19 protein-coding genes are annotated in these 19,423 nt (G+C 41.9%); 3 read left to right on the top strand and 16 right to left on the bottom strand.

What is annotated here, in order from left to right; all coding sequences use genetic code 11:
• Positions 1-184 precede the first annotated feature (184 nt).
• Positions 185-706 carry a MerR family transcriptional regulator gene (locus tag HJG39_RS06105; RefSeq protein ID WP_268407856.1) on the top strand — a complete coding sequence of 174 codons (522 nt, stop codon included), beginning with the start codon at positions 185-187 and terminating at the stop codon, positions 704-706.
• 207 nt (positions 707-913) lie between these two features.
• On the opposite strand, the gene HJG39_RS06100 is transcribed toward HJG39_RS06105, so the two are convergent.
• From HJG39_RS06100 to HJG39_RS06060, 9 genes are all read right to left on the bottom strand, one after another.
• Positions 914-1,717 carry a maleate cis-trans isomerase family protein gene (locus HJG39_RS06100; RefSeq protein WP_268407854.1) on the bottom strand — a complete coding sequence of 268 codons (804 nt, stop codon included), beginning with the start codon at positions 1,715-1,717 and terminating at the stop codon, positions 914-916.
• Complete coding sequence (locus HJG39_RS06095) at positions 1,714-2,193, bottom strand: nucleoside deaminase (protein WP_268407853.1); 480 nt, start codon at positions 2,191-2,193, stop codon at positions 1,714-1,716. The genes HJG39_RS06100 and HJG39_RS06095 overlap by 4 nt, the downstream gene beginning before the upstream one ends.
• Positions 2,194-2,262: 69 nt before the next feature.
• Positions 2,263-2,640, bottom strand: a complete 378-nt coding sequence (locus HJG39_RS06090; RefSeq protein ID WP_268407852.1) for a DMT family transporter — start codon at positions 2,638-2,640, stop codon at positions 2,263-2,265.
• A gap of 42 nt (positions 2,641-2,682) precedes the next feature.
• Positions 2,683-3,006, bottom strand: a complete 324-nt coding sequence (locus tag HJG39_RS06085) for a DMT family transporter (RefSeq protein WP_268407850.1) — start codon at positions 3,004-3,006, stop codon at positions 2,683-2,685.
• A gap of 49 nt (positions 3,007-3,055) precedes the next feature.
• Entirely contained in the window at positions 3,056-3,643 is a 588-nt protein-coding gene (locus HJG39_RS06080) for a DsbA family oxidoreductase (RefSeq protein ID WP_268407849.1), read from the bottom strand.
• Positions 3,644-3,667: 24 nt separating this feature from the next.
• A complete protein-coding gene (locus HJG39_RS06075) occupies positions 3,668-5,509 on the bottom strand; it encodes an acyl-CoA dehydrogenase family protein (RefSeq protein WP_268407848.1) in 1,842 nt (613 codons plus the stop codon).
• Between the two features lie 36 nt (positions 5,510-5,545).
• Positions 5,546-5,923 carry an ectoine synthase gene (locus tag HJG39_RS06070; protein ID WP_268407846.1) on the bottom strand — a complete coding sequence of 126 codons (378 nt, stop codon included), beginning with the start codon at positions 5,921-5,923 and terminating at the stop codon, positions 5,546-5,548.
• A 57-nt stretch (positions 5,924-5,980) separates the two neighbouring features.
• Positions 5,981-6,235, bottom strand: coding sequence for an acyl carrier protein (locus HJG39_RS06065; RefSeq protein WP_268407845.1), 255 nt, complete (start codon positions 6,233-6,235; stop codon positions 5,981-5,983).
• Position 6,236: 1 nt separating this feature from the next.
• A complete protein-coding gene (locus HJG39_RS06060) occupies positions 6,237-7,730 on the bottom strand; it encodes an AMP-binding protein (protein WP_268407844.1) in 1,494 nt (497 codons plus the stop codon).
• Between the two features lie 407 nt (positions 7,731-8,137).
• Here HJG39_RS06060 and HJG39_RS06055 point away from each other — a divergent pair, with 407 nt between their 5' ends.
• Positions 8,138-8,569, top strand: coding sequence for a MarR family winged helix-turn-helix transcriptional regulator (locus HJG39_RS06055; protein ID WP_268407842.1), 432 nt, complete (start codon positions 8,138-8,140; stop codon positions 8,567-8,569).
• A gap of 651 nt (positions 8,570-9,220) precedes the next feature.
• Here HJG39_RS06055 and HJG39_RS19415 read toward each other — a convergent pair.
• From HJG39_RS19415 to HJG39_RS06040, 4 genes are all read right to left on the bottom strand, one after another.
• Entirely contained in the window at positions 9,221-9,319 is a 99-nt protein-coding gene (locus tag HJG39_RS19415; protein WP_442781007.1) for a DUF4172 domain-containing protein, read from the bottom strand.
• A gap of 355 nt (positions 9,320-9,674) precedes the next feature.
• The gene (locus tag HJG39_RS06050; protein WP_442781006.1) at positions 9,675-10,430 is read right to left on the bottom strand and encodes a golvesin C-terminal-like domain-containing protein; all 756 of its coding nucleotides are present in this window, start codon (positions 10,428-10,430) and stop codon (positions 9,675-9,677) included.
• Positions 10,431-10,635: 205 nt separating this feature from the next.
• A complete protein-coding gene (locus tag HJG39_RS06045; protein WP_268407839.1) occupies positions 10,636-12,213 on the bottom strand; it encodes a TnsD family Tn7-like transposition protein in 1,578 nt (525 codons plus the stop codon).
• A gap of 57 nt (positions 12,214-12,270) precedes the next feature.
• Positions 12,271-12,708 (bottom strand): hypothetical protein, encoded by a 438-nt coding sequence (locus HJG39_RS06040; protein WP_268407838.1) that lies wholly within the window; start codon positions 12,706-12,708, stop codon positions 12,271-12,273.
• 300 nt (positions 12,709-13,008) lie between these two features.
• On the opposite strand from HJG39_RS06040, the gene HJG39_RS06035 reads away from it, so the two are divergent.
• On the top strand, positions 13,009-14,742 hold the full coding sequence (locus HJG39_RS06035; protein WP_268407837.1) for a hypothetical protein: 1,734 nt from the start codon (positions 13,009-13,011) through the stop codon (positions 14,740-14,742).
• Positions 14,743-14,749: 7 nt separating this feature from the next.
• On the opposite strand, the gene HJG39_RS06030 is transcribed toward HJG39_RS06035, so the two are convergent.
• From HJG39_RS06030 to HJG39_RS06020, 3 genes are read right to left on the bottom strand one after another with little or no spacing between them, the layout of a single operon-like run.
• Complete coding sequence (locus tag HJG39_RS06030; protein WP_268407835.1) at positions 14,750-16,357, bottom strand: ATP-binding protein; 1,608 nt, start codon at positions 16,355-16,357, stop codon at positions 14,750-14,752.
• Positions 16,350-18,437 carry a Mu transposase C-terminal domain-containing protein gene (locus HJG39_RS06025; protein ID WP_268407833.1) on the bottom strand — a complete coding sequence of 696 codons (2,088 nt, stop codon included), beginning with the start codon at positions 18,435-18,437 and terminating at the stop codon, positions 16,350-16,352. Before HJG39_RS06025 ends, HJG39_RS06030 begins: the two co-directional genes overlap by 8 nt.
• On the bottom strand, positions 18,424-19,245 hold the full coding sequence (locus HJG39_RS06020) for a TnsA endonuclease C-terminal domain-containing protein (protein WP_268407832.1): 822 nt from the start codon (positions 19,243-19,245) through the stop codon (positions 18,424-18,426). The genes HJG39_RS06025 and HJG39_RS06020 overlap by 14 nt, the downstream gene beginning before the upstream one ends.
• Between the last annotated feature and the right edge of the window lie 178 nt (positions 19,246-19,423).

Below are 19,423 nucleotides of genomic sequence, written 5' to 3'. Positions count from 1 at the left end.
CAGGTCTCAGTTAAGTAGGTACACTCAACCATCTACTCGTCACCTGAGTTACGCTATCAGAAGGTTTCTTATCTCAGTGTCTAGCAAAGAAAGATGCTTACAATTACTTTAAGGGATATTTTCAGCTTGACCCGTCTATCAGTCTAGGGTTCAGACTTGGTTTTCGGTCAATCGAGGTGAAAAAGTGAATCAAACCATGCTAACAGTAACGCAATTAGCGAAGCGATTAGGTGTCTCTCGCACCACCATTTTGTATTACGAGAAGGTGAAATTACTTTTGCCAAGCACTCGCTCTGAAAATGGTTATCGCTGGTATGGCGAGAAGGAAATAGCGAGGCTTCAGGCTATTTTATCGTATCGCTCTTATGGATTGTCGTTGCAAAGCATTCACACCTTGCTTGAGCGAAATGGTGTTTCCCAAGCTGAGATCTTGAAAGATCATTTCAACGATCTTGAGCGGGAAATCCAGAACTTGCGGTCGCAACAAAAAGCCATTGTTGCGCTGCTTCAAGAACCAAGCTTGCTAGAGGACAATACAGTGAATAAAGAACGTTGGGTACAAATTATGATTGCCGCTGGGTTTAGCGATAGCGACATGATTAAGTGGCATCAAAAGTTTGAAGAAATGGAGCCGGAAGAGCATCAAAAATTCCTTGAATCGTTGGGGATTTCCGATGAAGAAATTACAAAAATTCGCGCCTTTTAGGGGGCTACTCAATAGGTGAGAATTAATCCGCCTCTTTTCAATTACGCATTGTCGTGCGTTAAATTCGACGAGTGTAAAAGCAACAAAACCACCATAAGTGGTGGTTTTGCTGCTCCTTCCAGAGCGTGGCGGCTATCCAGTTCTGTCAGAGGCTTATCTAAAATAACCAATAAACCGCCGTAAGGAAGAAAGAGGGATGGCTAAGTGTTAGTCAAAAAGACGCCCGTAGCCTGAGATTACTGTATCTGCACCAATTGAGCGCAGTGAATCCCATAAAATAAGCTGGTTCCCCGTTACCATGGAAACGCCTAGCTTTTTCTCCACGGCGTTAATCACGCCAACAGAGCGTTGCCCGTTACCACCAACGAAAACGGTATCAGCGCCAGATTCTCTAACCGCTTTTTCAACCCATAAATACAAGGCTTCTGGTGTGACATACTTTTGACCACTAGGAATGCCACATGAACTTTGATGAACAACGTTAAAACCTGCTTCTCTGAAGTAGTCCGCGCCTTGTGCAACAAGGTCAGCATCGAACCATGCAGGGTTAATCATGGCAACTTTTTTGCTTTCTAGCTTAGTAAATGCTCGTTCGGCTGAAAGGCATGTCGACACAATTGGCATGTCTCGAGAAACGGCTTTTAGTCGCTCAATTAAAGCACGCTCACCTTCTGGGCCATGTTTGTATGCCGAGCTAGTAAAGGCAAGGCCAATCGCGTCTAAAGGTGATGAGCACAAAGACTCTACAGCATTATCGACATACGGTGCTTCAACAAAGGATTCAACGGGAGCGTGAGGGATCTTTTCATCCATTTCGCCACCAGCGCGCATTGCTGAAAAGAATATGCGGCTTGCATGAACCGTGATGTCGTCAGATGCCATGGCTTGAATTTCTACTTCTGGACCAACATCGGCATGAGGAACAACAATGCCAATGCGAATAGTTCTGTTCCAACCATCAGGTTTGAATAGGCTTTTCACTTCTGCGGGGATAATGGTTTGATCACTCATCCAAGGTTCCTCTTTTCTAGTAACATTTTGAAGGGTTCTAATGAGCCTTCCACTTGATGCTTAGCAATTTCCATCGGCCATCGGGAAGGGAAGTCAGCCAGCATTGAATAGGTTCTGCGGTAGTCAAAACCATGCACGGCAGCTTCATTGGAGTCTGCTGCAAATAAAACTTTGCCAATGCCAGAGTACATGGCATTGAGGTAGCACATGGCGCAAGGTTCACCAGAGGCGAGTAGCGTTAGGCCGCGTAAATGTGGTGATTGGGTATTCTTACAGGCATCTCGAATAGCCTCGACTTCCGCATGAGCTGTTGGGTCGCTATTCTCCATCACTCTATTAACGCCTTGACCAAGAATATTGCCTTCATCATCAATGACATAGGCCGTGAAGGGAATACCGCCATTTTTCACATGCTCCACTGAGTAATCAACGACTTCGCTCATGCGTTGCTCAAGGATAGCGTGATTCTTACACATCGTATTTCTCCTAAGAGATAATCAATGGCGAACTTACAAGGTCATAAGTTCGCCAAAGGCTATGTCAGTTTATTGAGTTGCTAGTTCTGCATCTTGAAACTTTTCGCTGCTGGCGAGTTTTAACCAAATCACCCCAACGATAATGACGGCAAGCCAGAAAGCTTGAGACATGGTTAATACCTGATCGAAAACAAACGCGCCGAATACAGATGCACCAATAGCACCAATACCAGCCCACACGGCATAACCAATACCTACGTCAATGGTTTTAAGGCTCACGCTTAAGCAATAGAGCGTTAGCAAGAAGAAGATGATGGCTGAAATTGTCCAGCTTAAAACGGTAAAGGCTTCGCTGCCACCTACGCTCAGCGCGTAACCAATTTCAAAAACACCGGCGAGGATGAGCATTAGCCATGCTTGAGTATTGCTTTCATTTTGAGAAGTCATTGTTCTTTCCTTTTGATAGTTAAATTAGGTTGAAGTATTGTTTTATGCCGCGCCGCTCATGCGAAGCCCAATAACACCACCAATTACAAGGGCGATACCAAATAGTTTTTTGCCGTTGAGCTTTTCGTTGAAGAATATCGCGCCCAAAATAACAATCCCTACACCGGCTGTAGATGTCCAGATTGAGTAGCCAACGCCAACATCGAATTCGAGTAAAGCAAGGCTTAAAAAGAATGTGGCAATAGCACCACTAATGAGCGTTGCCGCTGTCCAGCCCGGTTTAGTAAAACCCTGAGCGTTGCCTGCGGAGATCGCCACTGTAATCTCAAAAATCACTGCAATTCCAAGATAGATCCAACTTAACATTTCATTTCCCCTTATTAGTCTTTCACTAGATTTTTATAACAAGTTAAATTTAAAGTTGCCTAAGTGCCTGTTTGAACTCTTCAGGTCTTGGCACGCCGGTAAATTTGTGATTACCGACAATAATGGTTGGCACAGAACGAATCTGCGCTTCTTCCACTGCATGGCGCTGGGCCGCTTCGTGAGTGGCGCGATAAACACCGTCTTCCAAAGCCGCCAGCACCTCATCTCTATCGAGACCAATACTTTCTGCAACGTCTGCAAGCACATCGTTATCACCGATGTTTTGGTTTTGCTGAAAGAATGCTTTCATCGCTGCAATATTGAACTCGTGGCCTTTGCCTTGTTCTTCCGCCATCGCGAAGATCTGAAACGCTTTGTCTGTTCTTGGCTGTGGCGAAATCGTTGGCAATGTAATGGGTACACCCAGTCGTTTTGCGGTTGGGTATACCGAACGATCCCAAATATCTGGGAGGTAAGGGTCTTCAACGCGCAACGTTGGTACTGGGTCTGGCCTTAGCTCGAAGGGATGCCAGCGAATGCTGACATCCTCTTCATCGATAAGGTCACGAATTGCATGCTCTGCCAGTAGGCAATACGGGCACACAATGTCGGTGTAGATATCAATGGTTTTTTTCATAGTGCTTTTCCTAAGCTAATTAACTCAATAAGATGCTGGAGCAGGTACTTTTCCGTCAGGACCTTTCGCAATAGGAACCATTTTCGGGATCATTCCGCTAGGGGTAACCATTTTCGGATGGTGAGTACGAACCAGCGCTATCAACTCTTCCGGTGATGGGTTGTCAAATACAACCGGTGAGCCAAGATAATTCATTTGGCTATCGCCTTTGTACGGCTGAACAACGGCATCTGAAACGCCATCAAATTCAAGCGGTTCAATTGCATATAGTTTGCAAAGTAACTTGTTGAATACCGGCGCAACTTTCAGCCACTTACCGTCGACTTTGACTTCGTTGTACCAATGTAGGAACACTTCTCCACCAACTAAGTCTTGCAGTTCAGGTGTTGAAATGTGGTTAGTTACACGACTCGCAACAAGCCGACTTTCAAGGCCCTTCGATTGACATGCAGCAGCGAACAAAATGCCTTTATGCAGACAAAACCCTTTTTTCGCTTTTACGACCGAACTTGCTCGAAGGCCGACTTCACCCATGTCAGTATCAAAAACTTCATAGGCGATTTTGTCTCGAACGGCATAGTAGAGTTTGACAGCAATTTCTCGTTCGCTTAGCTGCTCATTTCCTAGTGCCTTATCAACGAATGCTTTAACATTTTCATGTTCAGAGTCGAACACTTTCTTGGGCGCTAAATTTGCCGATGACAACTGACTTGGTTGGCGAGGTTTGCTGTTTGCTGAAACTCCCAACATTGCAGCAATACGACCGCGTTGAATGTCATTAGTGCCAGAGTAAATCGGGCCAGCAAGTGCGTTACACACCTCTTCACCTAAGCCGTTTTTAGCAACAAAACCATAGCCGCCGTGAATGTGCAGTGCGTTAATTGAAGTCTCTAGCGCGTTTTCACTGATAAACACTTTTGCAATTGCGACATCGTTGGTAACGTCTTTATTGGCAATCATCTTTTCTGCAATGTGGTATAGCCAGTTTCGGCTCAGTTCATAGCTGATTTTCATGTCCGCGATGCGGTTTGAAACAGATTGGAAGCCACCAATTGGTGTGCCGAACTGTTGGCGCGAAATAGAGTGGTTCACACTGCGCTTTAGACGACGGTGCATCTCGCCAATACTAATAATGAACGCAAACAAGATTTCGCGTTGCATAACATGTGAGAGCACAAAAAAACCAGCGCCTTCTCGGCCAACCATATTTCGCTTGGAAACGCGATAATTGTTTAGCTTAAGCTCGCAAAGCGGCGATGTATGTAAACCTACAGTTTCCATTGTTGGACCAAGCTCAATGCCTTCTTGGTGTGTATCAACAAGGAATGCTGAAACACAATCCGCAGAAGAGGTGTCGCTTGTTTTCGCATAAACCACGATGACATCTGCGATGGGGCCATTGGTCACAAAGGCTTTGTGACCATTGAGAATATAGTCGTCACCACTTTTCGTGGCAGTGGTGGTCATGCTCAATGCATCGGAACCTGCCCCCGGTTCGCTAATTGCGTGCGCGCCAATGATGCGCCCTTCAACGAGCGGTTCCATGTATCTTTGCTTTAATTCGTCTGAACCGAATTTGCTCAATGCCGTAATTGTACTGGCAAGGTGCGTGGCGACTGAAAATGATAAACCAGCGTCTTCACACACTTCGCCTAAACGCTCTAGGCTATTGATAGTAGAAAGAAACGACTCTCGCTTTGATACTGTAGAATCGACAAAACGCTTAAAGATGCCCGAGTCACTTACCGCCTTCCAACGGTCGTAAGGAAACCCTGCTTCTTCAGTGTCTGCTTTTTTCAATAACGCAGATATGGCATCAATAGATGCTTTGGCCTTTTTGGCCACTTGCTTATCTTCCGGGTACATAAATGATTTCCTTTTGGGAAAGTTACGCTTACGACCTTAATATTGAGAGAAGCCGTCCTCACTCAATGTGTGCTTCTCATCACCATTTAGAGGCGGATTAAAAACGCTGACTAGGTGCATATCTTCACCTTCATCAGCTATAAGGAAGTGTGGGTCGTGTTGTTCAAGAACATAAATAACACCTGGAGAGACTTCATAAGTGTGTTCTTTGTCAGCAGACATAATGCGACCGCTACCACTGATGCAATAACATGCTTCTAGGTGGCGGCGATATTGCAAACGGGATTCCGTGCCAGCATAAACAACGGTATGGCATACGGTAAAACCCATTTCGTCTTTTCTCGTTAACATGCGGTAACTCTCACCATTACCCCAATTAACGCCTTCTACGTCTTTCTTATCTCGAGTAAACATATTGTTTCTCCCTTAAAATAATAAATTCAGATTTTGCTATTCGAAAATGTGCGCGACTTAGGCCAGCTCTACAGCATGGGTTTTGATAAAATTGTCGATGTTAAGCACGGTACTAAAGTCTTCAGGCGCAATTTCTAATTCGCCTGTTGGGATGTCGTATTCTTCTTCGAGCCATGTCACAAGACGGACAAGCGCTAAGCTGCCAATAACGCCGGTAGTAAGTAAGTTGCAGTCATTGGGTAACTCTTCTGGGTTAACGTCTGGCGCAAGTTCTTCACAGATGTATGCCTTAATTTCGTTGATGTAATTCATGTCAAACCTCCTGAGATTGGATGGAATTTTGAATTGCCTTGCGATCAGGTTTACCTGTCGATGTTCTTGGCAATGGATTGTCAAAAAAGTGGAATCGCTGCGGCACTGATGTTAAAGGCAGGTTTTCGGAACAATGCACGCGCAAGGAGAAGCCACTAGGCTTGTTTTCCTTGGTTGTTTTGATGGCGGCGTGAAGAATGACTCCTTCCACCTCATCAGGGACCGAAAACACAACAGATTCCTCAATTTGTTCGAATTGATCGAGTACATGCTCAATGTCGCGAAGGTTAGTTCTTACTCCGCGTACTTTGACAATGTGATCAGATCGTCCTTGCAGTAATACTGCTCCATCGCTTTCAACTGTAACCATGTCACCGGTTCGGTAATAACGGCGCTTCTCTGCGTCATCCCAGTAGAATGCTGATAAGGTTTTTTGCTTGTCGGTGTAGCCTTGTGCTAAAAACGGCGTAGATGTGTGTAGCTCGCCAGCACCTTGGGTTTTAAGCTCACCGTCTTGGTCTACAACACGAAATGTAGAGCCCTCAATAGATGTGCCAAGAGGCAGTTGCTCGTAAGCAGAAAAGTCCTCGGCAACTGATGTATGAATAAATGAATCGTTTGTTTCTGTGCATCCATAAACGTTATGGAATTTTGAAGAAGGGTACATTGCCGCCATGCGCTTACGTAATTGCTTAGGCGTCACATCACCCGTTACCAAAATATGCTCTACATCCAGCTTGTCATCACCCAGCCGCTCGTTGCCGTCACACAGTAGAGTGAACATCATTGGCACGCCTTGAATAACGGTTGGCTTGGTTTCTTTTACAAGAGTTGCAAGGTAGTTGCTGTTTGTTGCTTTAGATGGCTCAACAAAAACAACTGAACCGCCTACGGATAGCGTTGCCCAAACATCAAGAAGGCTTAGGTCAAAATTAAGGGGGGCATAGCTCAGTACCCGGCTTGAACGTTTAAGATCAAAGTACGACTTGGCCCATGCAAAAAAGGCAATAACGCTTGCTTCACTTAGACAAACAACTTTTGGTAAGCCTGTTGTACCGGATGTGGTCAACATCAAAGGTGAATCTTTTAACGAGATTTGGCTGAGCTCGGCATCAGTGTCTTCCGATGGGACGGATGTTACAGAAATTGTTGCGTTGCCAGATACACTCTCGGCGGCCAATTCAATGGAAATCCCAGCTTGAGAAAATACTTTTGGCTTAACTGCTGCACCAAGATCTGGTGATACCACAAGCGGGGTGTGACCTTGATCTCCAAGTGCTATCATGAGTGCTAATGTATCTACTGTTTTTCTTGCCGTAACAGCTACAGGGATTTGGCTAACAAAATCCTGCTTTTCCAATTCTACTTTGTATTTGCTAATAAGGTATGCAAATTCGCCATAAGTCCAGCTTTTCTCATCAGTTACCACAGCAATATCTGCTTCATTTTGCACTGAATTTGTTACTAGCGAAGAAATTAGTGTTCGTACTTTCATGTGTTAACCACAGTAGGTAAGTTATTTGCATTTGCAAGCATATTAGGGAGTTAAACTTACCTTGTCAATGTGTTTGCACAAGCAAATATTTTTTTTAAAAGTTGAAATTTAATTAGAAGAAATACGGACGTAAGAAAAAAGTTTTTAAAAATTTCCGGGAAAAACAAAAAAATTTTATGCTTTTCTGGCTGTTTTGACTCTTATAAGGCGTTTTATTCCAAGAAGTGTGGCATGAGATAAGCAGGAAAATTAATGATAAATCATTCATTTTACATTGAAGAGTAGTTCAAAATAATGGGCTTACTGCTATAATTATCTCCGTGCATATGTTTGCATGTACAAATTAATGGGACAACAAAAAATTAGTCGCTGGCAATGGGCTTCTCATATTATTTAGGAAATTCAATATGATACCGCAGAGTATGCTTTGGCTAAGAGTCAAAATAATTATAGATAGTGTTGAAAACCAAATAGCGAAAGAGCTACAAAGAGAACATGCTATTGGCTTAACCGAGTATCGGGCTTTGAAGGTTCTTTCTGAATCCGAGAACTCAGAATTAAGGATGCAAGATTTAGCTAAACATCTTGGGCTTAATCAAAGCTCCGTAACACGCCTTGTTGAAAGGCTAGAAAGAGGGGGATATACCATTCGGGACATTTGCCCGAAGGATAAACGTGGCGTTTATACCGTTATCACTGGGCGGGGTCGGGATGTTCAAGAAAAAGTTGGTGAATCGTTTTCTCAATACTTAAATGATGCGCTTGACGATGTTGCTATAGAAGAAGACAACAAGATTGTGGTGAATTGCCTGCGTAACATTACGATGGCAGAAGCATAATGGAGATTGTTTTATGTGGTTTTCTGCCAGCGAAGACCGCAAGAAACATAAATTCTTACCAATATCACTGATCCCAGCGGTCAGTACCTGTTTTAAGAATTCAACCTTCATCTATGCGCGTTTTTGCTTTTGGCGCATAGTAATTTTTGTTGATTTAGCTCTGAGCATATTAAGTGCAAGCTGTCGGAGAATAACGGGGTTCTTCGCTCCGTTACCCTTGTATATCTAACAATCATCTTCTTTCATCGGGCATTTAAAACCCAAAACCGTCTTGATTCAATGCCTAATGTTCCCGAACTGCTTGAGCAAGCGTATGCTAGTTTTTGGTTGAAAATCATTCAAAATCTTGCCGTGGAACAAAAATCGTATCGAAAATTGATGAGTGAAGTGAACTCATTAAAAAAGAAAATTCAACCTTCATATTGAATTTTCCTTTTTCAAGTGAATTATATTTAACAACCTATGAAGTAGGGTTATTTTAGATAAGGTACATACACTCAAATTGTTTATTGTTCATTTAGTATGAAACGATGTTTATCGGTATTATTCTTTAATACTTGGTATGAAAATATATTCCTTCAGTACATAAGTTTAAAAAGATCAAAAATATCATTTTTCAGAAAATGATATTTTATTGTGTGGGATGAAGCTCTATTTATCATAATGACGAACGTATACTGAGGCAGCGCTGAGTTTTTCTCCTTCTATAGCGCTGGAGTGGACAATATTCGCTGGAAGTGTACTTAACATTGCTTTTTCTGATCACGGGACTGATCAGTGTCTTGTCCCAACAAGACCCCAAGATTAAGCCTAACTTGCCTTAATCTTGGCTCAATAACTTCACTGTTCCACTGCAAATGAGGTCAGTTTTTCTGCTGCCAAATCCACATAATTGCTGAATGACTCAAAAAAACGCTCTGTTCGAATCAAATAGTGAGACAAAGATGTTATCTAATTAACTCACTAAATGAGGTGATTATGCGCTCACATTAAAGCTTCTAAACTTGAAATACATTGGGAAGAATGTAAGGCTTTACACTTCACTCTATAGGTGACTGATAATATGGTACAGGTTTTAGAGCCCATTCCAAATGGGGTATTGAAATTAGTCAAACGGGAAAAATCCGATCCTTGCGATACAAGTAGAGCCTGTTCTGTTACGCGTAATTCTCCAATACATACCTTCTTTAACAGGTGATGTCATACCCGATGAATTATCAGCCCTGCTGGTGCTAACAGATTGAGTCAGCTCTTCGTCGGTTCCAACGAATATAAGGTCAATATTACCTGTGCAAGAGCCATCATTTCTATAAGTAATGATGCCGTTGGACTCGGCTTTATATGTGGTATTAATTTGAAGATTAAATCCTAAATCCGTATGTAAGATTCCATCAAAAGAGCCTTGTGGAGTGGCTTTTTCTGCTTTAACTGCGTCAGCCACAACAAATCCATCAGTGCCATCGTTGGAAAGTTGCACAAGTGTTGGATTTACAAATGTCCCCAATGAAAAGAATTCACCGCCATTAATGCGTTGGTCAACGTTTACTGTTGATATGCCATTAGCATGGGTAATGGCGTAAGTTGCCGATGAGGTTCGATTACCATGAGAGGTCCAGCGTGCGAGCACTTCGTATTCGTCGCCTGAAGATGTATTTAACTGCCACTGTACTTGGCTGAAAGATGTGTTATCACCATTATGAACATAGTTGCTACCAAGAAAACCGTTAATAGCGGTGCTAGGCACCCAAGTTCCTTCCGTAATTGAAAAATTAGAGTCCCCATTATCGACTGTGATCGTTTGGGCCAGCGAATTCAGAGGGCTAATTGAGAAAAGAAGTAGTGTAAAAAAAAGCTTTTTCATAAAAGGCAGGTTCCATTTAATTGATTATTAAGCTAACCACTATCGGCAATATTTTTTATTCCTTGATATAAGGATAAATCTTCGGCCTACACACATGATACAGGCCATCTAAAGATCATAAGTTTTTGACCAAAGTGATTCATTTTCTAACCGAAAGTGTGCGCGGAAGCGCCAGAAGCTCTCTGTGGAGTTTCTATCGAAGAAGTTACCGAGGTATAAAAGCCTTGATCTTAGAGGGATATTTTTGAAGTAAACTCGCTTCATATTCCTTGCTATCAATCCATCGCAACAGGTAATCGGTGATATCAGGCATATTGTCTCGACGCAGACCGCAAACGCGTTCTATTTCCCAGCGTTTTAAAACAATATTTTCCTTAAATGCTTCAGCTACTGCATGAGCAATTCGTCGGGTCTGATATTCACCAATTGACTCAACATACCTGATAAAAAATGCTTTGCAAAGCGGAAGCTCGTTTAAATGATGTTCAACAGAAGATGAGTTATCTAGCTGTTTTAAATACCAATTCCTGCTTCGCCAAGGGCAAGTATAATCAAGCAGCTTTGACCGCTCGATTTTGAGCAGTTGTTTAACTAAAATTCTGTCCCTGGCAGCCCAATCAGCGGTGTGAGTGCAATCACCTTGTTTATGAAACGGTCTATTTATGTCAGCAAGCCAAGCTTTGTCGTGGCGATATAACCAAGCATAGATAGCAGCTCCACCATAAGCACTTCTAATAGCCTTGACACCTACATCACCATGCCTTCCAATAAGTGCCAACCATTGGTTTCGCTTCTGAGAGATCAATTTTTTAGGGGTCTCAAGGTCAATAAATACTTTTGCCTGTTTTTCTTTTGGATAAGACTGGATTTTATCGAATACATTTTTGGTATTGCTATCCAGTTCGAAGGCCTGCCAGACCATAAGGTGTTGCAAGTAGGAAAACGCCTTCTTGTGCTTTCTGAATAAATTCCGTAACCAAGAGTGGGCAGATGCATTTATGGACAATCCAAATTTTGATAAATACTCGTTTCCCCAAAAACGAACCATGAATACGGCAATTTCTTCATGACACACTTTTGATCCAACCTGCATATTCTTATGAGCAGCAAGCTCTTTGTAGAACAGCGTCCATTGCCAAAGCGTAGGTGAATAACTTGATTGGTTTGAAAGCAGTGTAAGTATACGTTTAGTTAGCTCTAATGATTTATCGCAGTCATTCTTAACAATTGCGCCGATTTCTTGGATGCGGCATGAGGAATACAGGTGACGGGACTTTGGTCGAAAGTGCTTGTTAGATTCGAGTAACAATACATTGTGCTTAGAACATACATTGGCACCAGAAATTTGATGCCGAATGTCCCAGTAATATTCACCAAAGTCACGTTTCATCTCAGCAAGGCATAATGGGCAATATCGGAAATAAGCCACAGGCTTCACAATCGATGCAGTCATGCCCGTTTGAGTGTGAATTCCCACACCAGAATCACTTAACATTGCATTAATAAGTACTGTACGCCTTTCTAAACCGATAAAAGGAGCATACAAAGGAAAGTGGGTATGCTGTTTAATGATCTCCTCAGGAGTGGCATCCCAGAAGCTTTGAATATTCGTATGAAGCCGCTGGATATGGCAAGGCAAATCAGCAACCGCAATAACATGCCTGTCTTGATACAAATCATCTAAGAAGGGTTTGTGCTGATTAATCCCTAAATGTGCATAACATCTCCCCAAGATGCTGAATAGCATCTCGTGAGGGTAGGGTTTTGGGAAGTAATTGAGCATTTAGTAAGCATTGTTTAAATTCCCCAAAACAGCCAACCCGAGGTTAAAAGATCTCACTTAGAATGGAAGCCCATTATTAACAGGAATAGAAATATCTGTCCTTTTTGTCCCATCATTTGCTCTGACTACAATTCCATGTGCCATTAGTGCATTAACATCTTCATCAGCAGATATATTGGACCACTGTATTATTGCGAAACCGCTTATTCTGTTGGCAGGTTTCATTATAACTCTTGCCGTTGATTTCGGTGCTATCTGAGTATTCTGGTTTAAGAAATTGTCAAAATGAGTAGCTGAATATGCTGCACCGTCATCACCATAAAACTTCACGCTTACATCAATAATATGATCTGTAATGTTAGATATGTAAACACTGGTAAACGTTTGGGATGAAGTCTCTCCAGACCAATGAGGAATAATTGCTTTTCCAGTATTCGCGTAGGTTATTTTGGAGATGAGCAAACTCACTAGAAGTAACAAGTTTTTCAAGTTCATTCTTAAATTTTCCTAGTAAACAATTGTGAATGGGTAATTTTAGTTTCTATGATTATTTTTTTCGATGAGAGTTAGATGAGATTAAGGATTGAAGCTGCAAATTCGTGGTGCATAGCAATAGAGTACTCCGATTAATTTTCTGTTTCCAAAATGCCTGAATACATTATTTGAGCCTAGCTATATATTTTCTTCGAGTGTGCTTAAGTGAGGTCGCGCACTAAAACACTTTTCAAATTCCTAAGGAGATAATAATGGCAAAAGCAAACAAGACTAAACCTGTATCGAATCACCCAGAGCCAGGTGGTAATTGGCCGTCGAAGAACCATAAAAGAAAATCTGGCGGTAGTAGAGGAAATGCAGTTCCTCAAAACAACAATAAATAATACGGAGGCAGGGGTGAACAGCCCCCTGCAATTTGATATGCAAGAAAACCAAATCTCATATCCAACAATTGGCGAACTAGTCAGAGAGATTTTCAATGCTTCCGGCCTATTAGCCAGTAAAAGTAGCAAAGATGCATTTCTGAGTAGCTCTCAGAAGAAATCGATTCAGACCAAAATCAAACGCCTTGCCGATGAGTCCTCCAAAATAGAAGGGAAGCTCAAAGAATTGGGAATTCAATTTTCAGCACTTTTGGAAGGAATAAATATTGATGAGAAAGTAAGAAACGTCGTTATTGCGTGTGTAGATGAAGTGCTCTTAGTTTATAAGTCTGTATTGAACAGTGACGGAACCTACACCTCTAAAAGGGAAAGCATGAAGTATTTCTTGGAGCATTTTCTCATTGGCAGGATCGTATTTTCACTTCATAAGAACTACCTGAAATTTAACTTGCCTGATTTACGGTCAGATGTCCCTAATGTGAAGTTATGGATATTGCCTGCTTTTGATTCGCAAAAAATTTTATGGCCATTAGCTAATGCATGGAAGCAAATTTATAGTCAACTAGGCGTTAGCCAATCTTACTTTCATTATCCCGATAAGAAGCATGAAGATCTTCAGGCAATAAGAAACCTCGAAAACGCTCAACATTGGAGTAGCAAGGGACAGCTACCGAGTATTAGTGCTCTGTATGACAACTTTGATTATTCAGTCGAACTTCTTAAACGAACTTGCAACAAGCAATTGAGCGCAAATTTCAGGAGTGAAAGACTAAAGTCGTTTAAGCTCATGCTATTTATAGCTCGTGTTGCAACTTACTTATTCCAAAGAATAGAAGCAAGTTTTGGAAGAGAGTACTTAGAATCAATCATCAAGCAAATTATGGGAGCATCAGCACGTTTATCTCGAATTAATCAAGGACTGGCAAAAGATATTGAGATTATAAGATCACAGAACTATCTGATTCGGCAAGCGGATATTGATAGTCTGCATTTCTCCATGGTGGATAATTTTTGGGAAGACTATAGTAACCGAGTGCTCGTTGGTTCTGAGACATTACAAGAGCTTATTGAAGAGAAAATTTTTGATGGACTTTCTGACTTTGAAGTCAAAAGGATTGTTATATTTTGTCTTGGTTCCTTAGCTGCACAAGAAGTGCTAGCCAACAAGTCTTATCAATCTATTGACTTTGATAAGGAGCCAAACAGAAAGAAGAAAGATTTTTTCGAATTGCTACACGAAGGTTTTAATTTAAGAAAATCACCGCCATCGATTTCTGATATTGAGGCTTATGAGCGTGAGTTGGAGAGTCGAGATTTAAAAAATGCGTTGCTCTGGTTATCGGAATGGTGTTACGCAAACTTTTATTACGACAAAAAGGATTTCTTGGAGTCACATGTACATTATGAGAAGGCATTCAATCATGCTAAATATTGTGCTGGTGAAAATCAGTATTCTTTGGTCAACCAATATATTGAGTCTTGTGCCAAAGTTCACAATCGTAAGGCCATGAAAAAAGCAATAGCATGGGCTCACTACATGGGTATTGAAGTGCGATTAATAAGGAATTTTGATGATCCTGAATCGGAAGAAAGTATTGATTTCATATATGAAATAATGGGGAATCATGATTATCATTCCTTTCCCCGCTAATTTTTAATTAGTTGAGAAATAGCACAATACCCTTTGCTAGCAAGGCTTTCACGCATTGTCTTTTCCCCTTAGTCGCAAAAATATAACGTAAGTCATTAGTGGGTAAATCCTTCCAATCAGCTTGTTTTATTCGCTTGGTTTTCTCTGGCTTGGGATTGCTGTCTTTAAGCTCTTTGGTCGCAAATTGGGTGACTTTGTTTATTAAGGCAGGTATTGGTAGATCTGGGGTGGTGGTCATTACTTTATCAACCATAGGTATGGCGATATCTTCATCTATGTCCATTTGCAGGAGTAACGACAACAGGATCTTGGCCTTATCTCCGGTTGGCTTTTCGTGATCTTTTATTACTTCTGTTTGCACTTCTACGTCTTGAACGATCTCAAGCAATTTGTTTTCCACTGCTGGTAATGTCAGATCATCATAGTTTTTGATGAGATTTGGATTACCACTTTTCAGTGCATCTATCATTGGGTGAACAGGCTGAAACTCATCAAAATAGACCTTTTCTAGTAAGGGAGCCGTTATCCGCTCACTTCCAATAGCGATTGCTCTGGCTTGAGCCAGTACAAACAGCTTCACCACAAAATCCATGACGCCTTGTGTCAGGTCGTACATAGTATCAATGAGCTCTGGCGTTAGGTCTTCTGCTTTTTGCAGCCATTGATATTGCCACAGACGCTTTAACAGGCTTTCCCAGTATTTGTCTTTTGGCATTCTTGTCCAAAGAATACTGCCTAAACCCGTCACGCGGCGAGCGTCTTTAAGGTTGCTTTGAAAGAACTTTTTGGCTTTGGGTGTGCCAATTTGAATAACCGGAATTCCGATTGTATTTACCAATGACACGAAGAAGTTGTTCATGATTCTGGCTCCGCCAGAACGAGCTTCATTAAGGTTTTGTACTTCGTCTATGATCAAAACGCCTAATGCGTGGAGGTTGGCGATAATTGCCATATTGGTTTTTAGTCCTTCTGGACCTAGCTTCTTGCGCCCATGGCTCTGGCTGTACCGAGTATTTAATATCTTATCCATTTCCACGAAAAAGCTCAGGCACAGCTCGGTTAAGTCTCCACCTGAAGGGCATTCAAGCCTTAGGTACACCACTTGCGTGATGTTATATTTGGGATGATAAATCGCTTGTTGGTAAGTTTTTGTAATGCGTTCTATGGCACGGGATTTACCACAACCAGAGCACCCGAAAATTGATAACGATGTAGCAGTTGAAGTTACGTCATCAAATATTTTGGCATCGAGATCACGCTCCATCACTCTCTGATAGGCATTTTGCTGTTGCTTGTAAAAGTCACCCGTTTTCGGGCTACGTCCCATATACCCTTGACGAATCAGCAATGAGATTTTTTGTTCAAGCTGTAAGTGCTGACTAAGAGGTTGATAAAAGCTGCGTAGAAGCCGAGCAATGGCATGAACGCGAACACTGCCATCGAGAAACTTTTCTTCTTCCTTAAACTTAGGCTTGTCTCGCATTCTTTCTGAGGCTTCAGAAAAGCTCAAAATATGAGGAAGGGCAGCAGTAAACGGGTTCTCGCTGTATTCTTCAAGTTCTTGCTCTTTGTATATGGCATGTGGAATACGCCCCTGAAATAGTTGCTCACTCATCGTCATCCTCCTTGAATAGGATGTCAGTCATATCCGGAAAGTTATAGTCTTGTGGCGTTTCTTTGTTTATAGAGACCACCTTAGCAGGCTTTTCCTGTTGGGGCGTTGAAGGACGAATAGCGGTTTTAGCGCGTTCAGCGGCCTTTTCAAGTTGTTTGTTTTCTCGGATATCCTTAACTCTTTGAGTTTTAGAGGCTGACGAGAAATCAGGCTTTTTATTCTTTGCTTCGGCCTCTATTTCCGCAAGCTTTTCTATGAGACTGCCTTTGGCTAAAGCAGAATCAACTTTTTGATTAGCCATAGCTTTATTTTCTTCCCGCACAATTCGCCATAAATCCCAAAATGTCATGCCCTTAAACCTTCGGCTATGGTCTGATAGATTACAAACCCAATATTCATCCAGATTGCCGCTAGGCCGAATATAAACATGGTCAGCCAATCGTGGATCATAAGCGACTTGTATCTTCGCCGGACGGTTTTTAACGGTTCTTATTAGCCAACCTTGTTGAACGATTTCCTGACAAGTGTAATAAGCACCAAATACCCGAATACCAAGATCTGAAACAGTAGCTGTCGTGTGGGGTAGCAAATTAATACGAAGTAATTCTTCGTTAACTGGTCTGTTTTTACCGGTAAGCGCGGACGTACCCCAGTTCCAGAGTTCTAACGGAATGCGTTTAACTGATGTCGGCATTCCCTCGCAAGGATCGTACTTTTCCATTTGCTTTTTATTGTTGTGGTAAAGCACGATATAAATGATTTTTTGAGTAAACTCATAGAGTGTTAGCGTGGCATCCAGACGATAATCATTGCCACCTCGTTTTTTACTGATAACAGGCTCTACAATACCTTCGGAATAAGGCTTAAAGTCACGCTGTATTGTTAGGAATTTATTCTCAACAATCCCTTTAGCGCTGCCTTTCCTGGCTTTGGCATTTTCAATATGGCCCCGATGCGCCTTAATAAAGGTTTCTACTTTAGTGCCCTTAAATTCACCTTGGTCTGCAAGTAGAGTGTCAGGTAGTCCTTCGACCGGCCAGTCTTCATGAGATATTTCAATGCCGAACTCTTTACAGTAATTCACTTTATTGGACGCAGCGTTAGCAACAGCCATCATTGCGCTCACCCAAGACGGACCTTCAAAGCCGACATACATGCCAACAACCATGCGGCTAAATACATCGGTAACAAAGTAGAGAACAGGCCTTCCGACAATTTTGGTACGGTCGTATTCAGAAAGCAGATAGATATCTGCAACAGTGGCATCAATTTGGTAGCGATAGCCTGGGCCAAGAGTTTCTGTGGTAGATGTGCTTTTTAAAGCGGCATAGTTATTTTCGTAATCAATATCACTAAGTTGGCTGGTAATGATTTCCTCTGTTGTGTACTCACGCTTGTAGAAATATCTGAATTGCCGCTCTGTAGGTAAGCGAGTTTTATCAGTACCAAGCTCTGTTTTTTCCAGGGCTGCTACAGCAATAGCGTAAGCATCGGCTACGGATGTATTTTTCTTATTTAGTACCCATACCTCAATGGCTTGCCTGAACACTCTGGCTATATCTGGCGTGACATTGTGACCAATGCCATCGGTGATCACTCTATTTCGCCCTAGTTTTCCTTTACTGGTATCTCTTGTTTTGCCCTTACCACCAGAGTTCACATAATCAGGAAGCAAGGCATACTGATTCATTCCTCGCTGCCAATATCGGCGAATATAACGAGTGATAGATTGCTTAGTGACTTGATGTTGTTCAACCAAACTGTTGATGAGTTTTCCACGCTCATTTCGATAAAATAAGGCGACATCATTAATATGATCCTTGATGATGTTCCAGGCTTTTTCACACTTAATCCAGTTGGTACTGGTTTTATCAATTTCTCTTAGTATCAGTGATAGGTATGGGTCATCTATTGGAACGAGTTCCTGTTCGATAATTAGGCTTTCAATTTCTTCTGATTTAATTGCCACCGGCCAGGGAGCTTTGGCATTAATGTCGATCCAAAAAACGATTTTGCTATCTCGCCAGACAATGCGCATTTGTTGATCGTGCAACTGGAATACTTGATTAAGCTGAAGCATGAATTTCCTCCGGCTCGTCATGAGCATTTTCATGCAAATCAGACACTAGCAATTTGCGATAGGGAATCTCCATGTCAAATGCAAAAAAGCGTTTAGCGAGTAAGCAGCGGAGCCAATACAATGCGGTGCCGTTTTCGAGGTCGTATGACATATCTAAACGTTGCGCGATTGAAATTGCTCCCGCATCCGGTAGTTTTTGGAACTCTCTTCGAAACAGTTCAAAGTAATGTTGTAATTCCTGATTTTTTAACTTGTCTTCCTGGGCTGGATATAGCCATTGGATGTTTTGCAAAATGGTTTGAGGGATGTCTTCTTTCGTAATGATATCCCAAGGTATTTCCTTATATTCAAGGTAACGTCGTTCAAGCTCCAACCGCTCAATGGTTCCAGCCTTCTCCAATTCTTCAGCGGGTTTAGCTTGGATAGCGAATAGCTTCATTTCTGGATTTGTACTGGAAACGACAAAATCAGTGGTAAGCACCTGATTAACGCCACTATATTTCCAGTGGGGTAAACCAGCCTCATGCGCAATGCGAATGGTATCATCCACATTCATAGGGAATTGCTCGCGAATATCAATGACATCCGGCGACCAATCCAGAATAAGGAAAATCGCTAGTTCCAAGTCCGATAATAAGTGAAGAATTCGCTTGGTCTTGAAGCCAAACAAGCGATGAACTCGTCCTTGAGGAGATATTTCATGAACGTAGATAAAGGGCTGATAGTCAGCGCCAGAGCCTTGCCCACGCCCTTCTTTAATCCGTTTATTAATTTGAGACTGCGTGAGTCCTTTGAAAGCAGATGCCATAAAAAAGCCAAATGAAATACTCTATGAACAGCATAGCTTTATTTGGCCTTAGAGTGAAACTTTATTGTTACAAACAATCTGAATTATTAAAGGGGTAAGTTAGCCATGAAAGCCCAGCCTTTATAAGGATTAAACTCCTCAATATGTTACTTGATTACAGTTGATTGAGAGTTCACAT

Origin of the sequence: Alteromonas sp. a30, from assembly GCF_026788005.1 — a bacterium.
Lineage (GTDB): Bacteria > Pseudomonadota > Gammaproteobacteria > Enterobacterales > Alteromonadaceae > Paraneptunicella.
This window is presented reverse-complemented; position numbering and strand designations above follow the sequence as displayed.